General features: G+C 62.1%; 9 protein-coding genes and 1 pseudogene. 7 read left to right on the top strand and 3 right to left on the bottom strand.

Translation table 11 applies throughout. The annotated features are described in order from the left end of the window. Window positions 1–109 (bottom strand): annotated as a pseudogene (locus tag HGO40_RS30975) (DUF6124 family protein); the annotation flags it as partial. 488 nt (window positions 110–597) lie between these two features. Here HGO40_RS30975 and oscA point away from each other — a divergent pair. From oscA to HGO40_RS25965, 5 genes are all read left to right on the top strand, one after another. Further along, window positions 598–780 (top strand): sulfur starvation response protein OscA, encoded by a 183-nt coding sequence (gene oscA, locus HGO40_RS25945; RefSeq protein ID WP_003186967.1) that lies wholly within the window; start codon window positions 598–600, stop codon window positions 778–780. 135 nt (window positions 781–915) lie between these two features. After that, the gene (locus tag HGO40_RS25950; RefSeq protein WP_250965364.1) at window positions 916–1,929 is read left to right on the top strand and encodes a sulfate ABC transporter substrate-binding protein; all 1,014 of its coding nucleotides are present in this window, start codon (window positions 916–918) and stop codon (window positions 1,927–1,929) included. 148 nt (window positions 1,930–2,077) lie between these two features. Continuing rightward, the gene (gene cysT / locus HGO40_RS25955; RefSeq protein ID WP_013692011.1) at window positions 2,078–2,896 is read left to right on the top strand and encodes a sulfate ABC transporter permease subunit CysT; all 819 of its coding nucleotides are present in this window, start codon (window positions 2,078–2,080) and stop codon (window positions 2,894–2,896) included. Between the two features lie 13 nt (window positions 2,897–2,909). Beyond that, entirely contained in the window at window positions 2,910–3,779 is an 870-nt protein-coding gene (gene cysW, locus HGO40_RS25960; RefSeq protein WP_250965365.1) for a sulfate ABC transporter permease subunit CysW, read from the top strand. 3 nt (window positions 3,780–3,782) lie between these two features. Then, a complete protein-coding gene (locus HGO40_RS25965; RefSeq protein ID WP_250965366.1) occupies window positions 3,783–4,772 on the top strand; it encodes a sulfate/molybdate ABC transporter ATP-binding protein in 990 nt (329 codons plus the stop codon). Window positions 4,773–4,988: 216 nt separating this feature from the next. Here HGO40_RS25965 and HGO40_RS25970 read toward each other — a convergent pair whose 3' ends face one another. After that, on the bottom strand, window positions 4,989–5,513 hold the full coding sequence (locus tag HGO40_RS25970; RefSeq protein WP_250965367.1) for an Mpo1 family 2-hydroxy fatty acid dioxygenase: 525 nt from the start codon (window positions 5,511–5,513) through the stop codon (window positions 4,989–4,991). A gap of 87 nt (window positions 5,514–5,600) precedes the next feature. Between HGO40_RS25970 and HGO40_RS25975 the strand changes: the two genes are divergently transcribed. Further along, a complete protein-coding gene (locus tag HGO40_RS25975) occupies window positions 5,601–6,287 on the top strand; it encodes a Crp/Fnr family transcriptional regulator (RefSeq protein ID WP_250965368.1) in 687 nt (228 codons plus the stop codon). A gap of 280 nt (window positions 6,288–6,567) precedes the next feature. Here HGO40_RS25975 and HGO40_RS25980 read toward each other — a convergent pair whose 3' ends face one another. Further along, window positions 6,568–7,572 (bottom strand): AraC family transcriptional regulator, encoded by a 1,005-nt coding sequence (locus tag HGO40_RS25980; RefSeq protein ID WP_250965369.1) that lies wholly within the window; start codon window positions 7,570–7,572, stop codon window positions 6,568–6,570. A gap of 100 nt (window positions 7,573–7,672) precedes the next feature. On the opposite strand from HGO40_RS25980, the gene HGO40_RS25985 reads away from it, so the two are divergent. Next, window positions 7,673–8,746 (top strand): fatty acid desaturase, encoded by a 1,074-nt coding sequence (locus HGO40_RS25985; RefSeq protein WP_250965370.1) that lies wholly within the window; start codon window positions 7,673–7,675, stop codon window positions 8,744–8,746. Window positions 8,747–8,870: the final 124 nt, after the last annotated feature.

The following is an 8,870-nucleotide window of genomic DNA, read 5'->3' on the forward strand; positions in this document are numbered from 1 at the left end:
GGTAGTAGTCGAGGGCGCGGGTGGCGGCGTCATCGAGCTTTTTTTCTTCCTGCGCTTGGACGCGGGATTTGTGGCCGTTTTGCGGTGGATTCGGCGTAGGTTTGAACATGGGTAGGTTTCCTATAGAGAACCGCCCTGGATCGCTTGCACGCAATGAAGGGTGGCAGCTGTGTGCGAGTGTGCAAGACCGAGCAACCATACCCAAAACTCGGCAGATCCGAAGATCTCCCGAACACAGCCGCCATAAAACACGGGCGCGAACGCGCCACGAATGGCTAGAAGCATTAAGGGTTGGTGTTTTACCCGGACTTGCACGTCCGTGTCACCGTTTTTTGCGATGACGAACAGAGGTTAGCGGCACTCGGAAACGCTGCCTAGTTCATGCACAGCCCTACGTCTTGAAGGAAATCTCCGAGGATTGGGCGGGGAAAAAGCCCCCAATCACCCCTGCCGTAGGACGTCGGCTACTTTCTGTAATTTTGGTTATATAAAAATTCTTAAATAGTCTTTTTAAGAATATCTGCACTTATCTAGTATTGCTCCCACGCCGCAAGCAGTGCCGCCCACTGCCAGGCATTCATTCAAAGGAGCAGCAGCATGAGCGCATCTCTACGTAGCGTTGACGGCCAGGACGAAGCAACCATCTTGCGCGAGATCCAGAGCGCGTTGCGCGACCTGCGTTTTGGGGCAGTGGAAATCACTGTGCATAACGCCCAGGTGGTGCAGATCGAACGCAAGGAAAAATTCCGCTTGCAGCAACCCAGTCATAAGCCGTCTTGAAAGCCAAAAGATCGCAGCCTTCGGCAGCTCCTACGGGGGCTAGGTGTAGGAGCTGCCGAAGGCTGCGATCTCTTTCTAAAAGCCAAACGAATTTCCAGAAGTCATAAGAAAACCAGAATTCCAGGAGCTTTCACCATGTCGCCCATTCGTCGTTATGCCCTGGCCGCACTGGCCAGTGCTGTTTTTGCAGGTTCCGCCGTTGCCAAGGATTACGAGTTGCTCAACGTGTCCTACGACCCGACGCGCGAGCTGTACCAGGATTACAACGCCGAATTCGTCAATTTCTGGAAGAAGGCGCACCCGGACGACAGCGTGAAGATCCAGCAGTCCCATGGTGGCTCGGGCAAGCAAGGCCGGGCGGTGATCGATGGTCTGCGCGCCGACGTGGTGACCCTGGCCCTGGCCGGCGACATCGATGAAATCGCCAAGCTGGGCAAGTCCCTGCCGGCGGACTGGCAAACCCGCCTGCCGGACGCCAGCACGCCCTACACCTCGACCATCGTGTTCCTGGTGCGCAAGGGCAACCCCAAGGACATCAAGGATTGGGATGACCTGATCAAGAACGACGTGTCGGTCATCACCCCGAACCCGAAGACCTCCGGCGGCGCTCGCTGGAACTTCCTCGCCGCCTGGGCCTATGGCCTGAAGGCCAATGGGGGTGACGAAGCCAAGGCCAAGGAATACGTGCAGGCGCTGTTCAAGCACGTGCCGATCCTCGACACCGGCGCTCGTGGCTCGACCATTACTTTCGTCAACAACGGTCAGGGCGACGTGTTGCTGGCCTGGGAAAACGAAGCCTTCCTGGCGCTGAAAGAAGACGGTGGCGCCGAAAAATTCGACATCGTCGTGCCGTCGCTGTCGATCCTCGCCGAACCGCCGGTGGCGGTGGTGGACAAGAACGCCGAGAAGAAGGGCAATGCCGAGATCGCCGAAGCGTACCTCAAGCACCTCTATAGCCCGGCCGGCCAGGAAATCGCCGCGAAAAACTACTATCGCCCGCGTGACAAGGATGTGGCCGCCCAGTACGCCCGGCAATTTCCAAAGGAGGAGCTGGTGACCATCGACAAGGACTTCGGCGGCTGGAAAACTGCCCAGCCGAAATTCTTCAACGATGGCGGCGTGTTCGACCAGATCTATCAGGCGCAGTAAGCTGAAATAGTGCGCAATTCATGTGGGAGCGAGCTTGCTCGCGAAGGCGGTGGCACAGTCAATAACCCTGTTGCCTGATACACCGCTTTCGCGAGCAAGCTCGCTCCCACAGGTTCCGCACCCTGCGAGCTCTCAACCAAGGACCTTTATGTCGCGTCGCATATCCCCCGTCATACCCGGCTTCGGGCTGACGCTGGGCTACACCCTGGTGTACCTCAGCCTGATTGTGCTCATCCCCCTGGCGGCGATGTTCGTGCATGCCGCTCAACTCACCTGGGAACAATTCTGGGCGATCATCTCGGCGCCGCGGGTGCTGGCAGCCTTGAAGCTCAGCTTCGGCACCGCCCTGTACGCCGCGATCATCAACGGCGTGATCGGTACGCTGCTGGCTTGGGTGCTGGTGCGCTACACCTTCCCCGGCCGCAAGATCATCGACGCAATGATCGACCTGCCGTTCGCCCTGCCCACCGCCGTGGCCGGTATCGCGCTGACGGCGTTGTACGCGCCGACCGGTCTGGTGGGCCAGTTCGCCACGGACCTGGGTTTCAAGATCGCCTACACCCCGCTGGGCATCACCTTGGCGCTGACCTTCGTGACGCTGCCGTTCGTGGTGCGCACGGTGCAGCCGGTGTTGGCCGATATTCCCCGTGAAGTCGAAGAAGCCGCCGCCTGCCTCGGTGCGAAACCGTGGCAGGTATTCCGCCACATCCTCGTGCCGGCGTTGTTGCCGGCCTGGTTGACCGGCTTCGCCCTGGCTTTTGCCCGTGGCGTGGGCGAGTACGGTTCGGTGATTTTCATCGCCGGCAACATGCCGATGAAAACCGAGATCCTGCCGCTGCTGATCATGGTCAAGCTCGACCAATACGACTACACCGGCGCCACTTCCATCGGCGTGCTGATGCTGGTGGTTTCCTTCGTCCTGTTGCTGCTGATCAACCTGCTGCAGCGGCGCATCGAAACCCCATAAGGAGGCGCGAACCATGTCCCAATCGTCTATTTCCGCAGCCTCCACCAACGCTGCCCGTCGTGGCAGTGCGACGTCGCGGCGGGTCTTGATCGGCCTCGGCTGGCTGATTTTTGCGCTGTTCTTGCTGTTGCCACTGTTCATCGTGGTATCCCAGGGCCTGAAGCTCGGGCTGGGGGCGTTCTTTACCGCGATCTTCGAACCCGACGCGCTGTCGGCATTGAAGCTCACCGTGATAGCCGTGCTGATCTCGGTGCCGCTGAACCTGGTGTTTGGCGTCAGTGCCGCGTGGTGCGTAAGCAAATACTCATTCCGTGGCAAAAGCATGCTGGTGACGCTGATCGACCTGCCGTTCTCGGTGTCGCCAGTGATCGCCGGTCTTGTCTACGTGCTGATGTTCGGCGCCCAGGGCCTGTTCGGGCCGTGGCTGTCGGATCACGACATCCAGATCGTGTTCGCGCTGCCGGGCATCGTGCTGGCGACGATCTTCGTCACCGTGCCGTTCGTGGCCCGTGAGCTGATCCCGCTGATGCAGGAACAAGGCACCCAGGAAGAAGAGGCCGCGCGCCTGCTGGGGGCCAATGGCTGGCAGATGTTCTGGCATGTCACCGTGCCGAACATCAAGTGGGGCCTGATCTATGGCGTGGTGCTGTGTACCGCCCGGGCCATGGGTGAGTTCGGCGCGGTGTCGGTGGTGTCCGGGCTCATTCGCGGGGTGACCAACACCCTGCCGCTGCACGTCGAGATCCTCTACAACGAATACAACCACGTGGCCGCGTTCGCTGTGGCGAGCCTGTTGCTGATCCTGGCGCTCTTCATCCTGCTGCTCAAGCAGTGGAGCGAAAACCGAATCAACCGCCTGCGCGCCAGCGCCGCGGAGGAATAAGTCATGTCGATCGAAGTCCGTAACGTCAGCAAGAATTTCAACGCCTTCCGGGCCCTGGACGACATCAGCCTGGACATCCAGAGCGGTGAGCTGGTAGCGCTGCTCGGGCCATCCGGTTGCGGCAAGACCACCTTGCTGCGGATCATCGCCGGCCTCGAGACCCCGGACCAAGGCAACATTGTGTTCCACGGCGAGGATGTCTCCGGCCACGACGTGCGTGATCGCAACGTCGGTTTCGTGTTCCAGCACTACGCCTTGTTCCGCCACATGACGGTGTTCGACAACGTTGCTTTCGGCCTGCGCATGAAGCCCAAGGGCCAGCGTCCGAACGAAAGCCAGATCGCGACCAAGGTCCATGAACTGCTGAACATGGTGCAATTGGACTGGCTCGCCGACCGCTACCCGGAGCAGTTGTCCGGCGGCCAGCGCCAGCGTATCGCCCTGGCCCGCGCCTTGGCGGTGGAACCCAAGGTGCTGCTGCTGGACGAACCGTTTGGCGCCCTCGACGCCAAGGTCCGCAAGGAACTGCGCCGCTGGCTGGCGCGGTTGCACGAGGACATCAACCTGACTTCGGTGTTCGTGACCCACGACCAGGAAGAAGCCATGGAAGTCGCCGACCGCATCGTGGTGATGAACAAGGGCGTGATCGAGCAGATCGGCTCGCCGGGCGATGTCTACGAAAACCCGGCCAGCGACTTTGTGTATCACTTCCTCGGCGACTCGAACCGCCTGCATTTGGGTGAGGACCGGCATGTGCTGTTCCGCCCGCACGAAGTCTCGCTGTCGCGCTCGGAACTGGAAGACCACCACGCCGCCGAAGTCCGCGCCATCCGTCCGCTCGGCGCTACCACTCGGGTGACCCTGAAGGTGGAAGGCCAGAGCGAGCTGATCGAGGCGGAAGTGGTGAAGGACCATGACAGCCTGGTGGGGCTGGCGAAGGGCGAGACGCTGTTCTTCAAGCCGAAGGTCTGGCAGAAAATCGCCAACCTCTAAGAGCAAAAGAACAAGCAAAAGCATCGCGAGCAGGCTCGCTCCCACAGTAGAACTTTAGTGAACACAATATTGGTGTGCATATGGAGAGCCATTGTGGGAGCGAGCTTGCTCGCGATGGCGGTGGAGCAGTCGACACATCGGTGACTGGCCGAGCGCAATCGCGAGCAAGCTCGCTCCCACAGAGGTAGCCTAACCGCTACCTGCGTGGTGTAGCTTTCAGGCGGCCGAACGCTGGTTGCGCAATGCCACCGGCCCGGCGCGCTCTTCGATGGCGTGCTTCAGTTCGCCGCGAAGCCCCAGCAGGAAGCCGGCTTCCACCACCACAAACAGCGGCCCGACAATCAGCCCGGTGAGGTCGTCGACGAACGCCGGCTTGCGGCCTTCGTAATAGTGGCCGACGAACTGGATCACCCAGCCCACCACGAACATGCCTAGGCCACTGCCCAGCCACACCCAGGTGCTTTGCGCGGCGAGCACCTGGCCCAGCCAGACGGCGAGACCCAGCAGCACCGTCATCAGCACGCCTAGGCGCAGTTCCAGGCGCAGGTAGAACCAGGCACTGGCCACCGCCACCAGCAGCGCCGGCGACACCAGCACCGCGCCCACTGGCCAGCCGGGCCGTGACAGCAGCACGGCGACGGCGACGAAGATCAGCGGGATGCCGATGAAGTGGCTGGCGATGTTGCGCGGGTCGCGGTGATACGCGGCGTATTGACTGAGATGATCGACGAGGCTTTTCATTGTTGTTCCTCCTGAGGTGATGCCTGCATGATGCCCGGGTATCACCAGGCGTTCTGTCAGTTAGCCGACACTTGTCCCGGAGTTTCCATGAATTCCCATCCCTGGCACTCACACCTGATGGCGGGCCACTGGTACAGCCATCTGCCTGCTGAGTTACAGAATAGTCTGCTGGGCATGGCGCGGGTGCGCCATCTGGCGCCGGGCCATCGGCTGTTCCAGCGCGGCGATCCACCCTGCGGGCTGTATGCCGTGCTGGAAGGCGCGGTGCGCGTCGGTGCGGTGAACGAACAGGGCAAGGAGGCATTGCTGAGCGTGGTGGAAGCGCCTCACTGGTTCGGTGAAATCTGCCTGTTCGATGGCCAGCCACGGACCCATGATGCGGTCGTGGTGGGTCAAGGCGTGCTGCTGCACGTGCCCCAGGCGCCGTTGTTGGCTTTCCTGCAGGAGCAACCGATCCACTGGCGCCATCTCGCCTTGTTGATGAGCCACAAACTGCGCCTGACCTTCATCAACCTCGAACACCTGAGCCTGATGCCCGCCCCGGCCCGCCTGGCCCACCGCCTGCTGATGATCGCCGAAGGCTACGGCGAAACCGAACCGGCCCGGCGGGTCCTGCAACTGCCCCAGGAACAACTGGCGCTGATGCTCTCGCTGTCGCGTCAGACCACCAACCAGATCCTCAAGGACCTGCAGGCCCAGGGCATTCTTCACCTGGGCTACGGCGAGATCGAAATCGTCGACATTGAACGGTTGCGAGCGCTGACCACAATTTAAAAGCCGACGCGGCATCCGTGGCGAGGGAGCTTGCTCCCGCTGGCCTGCGCAGCAGGCCCCAGCAATCTACAGGCGGATCGCATAGGCCGGTTTTGCGACTGCTGCGCAGTCGAGCGGGAGCAAGCTCCCTCGCCACGGGCTTGGGTTGTCTGGGCGAAAGTCATCGCGAGCAAGCTCGCTCCCACAGGGGTTAGGTGTTGTCGCAGCTATTGCGGTCACACCGCTTCCAATGTGGGAACGAGCTTGCTCGCGATAGGGCCAGCCCAGGCACTGCAAATCCCTAGCGCAACCCATCCCGGAACTGCCCCGGCGTCATGCCGGTCCAGCGTTTGAAGGCGCGGCTGAAGCTGCTGGCGTCGGCAAAGCCCAGCAGGTAACTGACTTCGCTCAGCGAGCATTGCGGATCGCGCAGGTGCAGCAATGCAAGGTTTTCCCGGCATTCGTTGAGCAGTGCGTCGAAGCGGCAGCCTTCGTCGGCCAGGTGCCGTTGCAGGCTGCGCAGGCTCAAGTGCATGGCCTGGGCGATGCGTTCGGCGCTGGGCTCGCCTTCGGGCAGTTGCGCCTCGATGGCCGCGCGAACCTTGCGCTCCCAGGTCAGTGGCTGGAGCTGGGCGAGGGTGCGTTCGAGCACGGTTTCGTTGTGTTCGGCCAGTTCCGGGTTGGCGTCGTCCAGGTGGCTGTCGAAGTCGCTGAGGTTGATCTCCAGGCAATCCTGGGCGGCGCCAAAATGCACTGGCGAGCGGAACACCTTGTGCCACGGGCTGGGGTCGGTCGGTTCCGGACGCCGCAGGTACACCGCCAGCGGTGCGTAATCGCGGCCGAGCCGGTTGCGGCAGGTGCGCACGTAAATCGCCGCGAACGCATCGATGGCTTCAAACGCCGGCGCCGGCCGGCCCGGGGGCACATCGAGGCTGAAGCGGTAGCGGTCTTCGCCACGGCTCAATTGCAGGGCCAGGGCATCGCTGACCACGGGGTGATAACGCACGATCCGCTCGAACACTTCCCGCAGGCTGCCACTGGCCACCAGGGCATAACCCAATGCGTGGAATGTGGTGGGGCTGACGAAGCGCGACACCCGCAGGCCGATGGCCGGGTCGCCGCTGGCCTGCACCGCCAAGGCCCACAGGCGCGTAGTGGCCGAGAGCGGGTAGCGGGCGTTCGGGTCGTCCATCCATTGCGGGTCGAGGCCGGCCTCGACGCACAAGGCATGGCTGTCCAGGCCCAGCGCATCGAGCTGTTTGCGCAGGGCGCGGGTCCAGCTGGCGAGGGAAGTCGGTTCCGTCATGACGATTGGCGCTTGCGGTCAACAGGTTGGCGTATACGGCTACCACCCCGTGGGACAACACCCGGCAGGATGAGCACATCTCTAACAGAGGATGTAAGCCATGCACGGCACTTGCGCAAGCCCCGAGCGATTGAATGCACAACAACGAGCGGCCCATATTCGCCAGGTGGTCCTGGCCCGGGGTGAGGAATTGCGTCAGCGCTATCCGATCCTGCGTCATCAGGATGCGCTGGGTGCGGGCATCCTGGCGTTCGCCCTGGCGGGGATGATCGGTTCGGCGCTGCTCTACCTCAATGGTGACCTGGCTGGCTGGGCGTGCCTGTTGCTCAACGCGTTTTTCGCGTCCCTGACCCACGAGCTGGAACACGACCTGATCCACAGCATGTATTTTCGCAAGCAGCGCCTGCCCCACAACTTGATGATGGGCCTGGTGTGGCTGGCGCGGCCGAGCACCATCAACCCGTGGATCCGCCGCCACCTGCACCTCAACCATCACAAGGTGTCCGGCAGCGAGGCTGACATGGAAGAGCGGGCCATTACCAACGGCGAACCCTGGGGGCTGGCGCGGTTGCTGATGGTCGGCGACAACGTGATGTCGGCCTTCATCCGCCTACTGCGGGCCCGGACCTGGGCGCACAAGCGCAGCATTCTCAAGCGCACGCTGAAAGTTTATTTTCCGCTGGCGCTACTGCACTGGGGCGCTTGGTATGTGTTCCTCGGTTTCCACGGGGTCAACGGCGTCGCCAGCCTGATGGGCGCTTCAATTGACTGGTCGGCAAGCACGCTGGCAACGATGCAGGTGATCGACATCGCGGCGGTGGTGATCATCGGGCCGAACGTGTTGCGCACCTTTTGCCTGCATTTCGTCAGCTCGAACATGCACTACTACGGCGACATCGAGCCGGGCAATGTCATCCAGCAAACCCAGGTACTCACCCCGTGGTGGTTGTGGCCGTTGCAGGCGTTCTGCTTCAACTTCGGCAGCAGCCATGGCTTTCTTCATTTCGTGGTGAGGGAGCCGTTCTACATTCGCCAACTGACGGTGCCGGTGGCCCATAAGGTGATGCGCGAGATGGGCGTGCGGTTCAATGACTTTGGTACGTTCGGGCGGGCGAATCGGTTTGCTGGCGAGGAAGGTGTTGCGAGGGAAGAGACGGAGGCGGTTCAGGCCTGATCGCTCCCTTATGAGCGACGATAAACCCGTGGCGAGGGAGCTTGCTCCCGCTCGGTTGCGTAGCGACCGCAAGATTTTGGGGGGGAGGCGCCGCCCCGCGCGCGGCCGCGCCCGCGCGCCGGGG

Source organism: Pseudomonas sp. CG7, from assembly GCF_023701885.1.
In the GTDB taxonomy this organism is placed as follows: domain Bacteria; phylum Pseudomonadota; class Gammaproteobacteria; order Pseudomonadales; family Pseudomonadaceae; genus Aquipseudomonas; species Aquipseudomonas zanjanensis.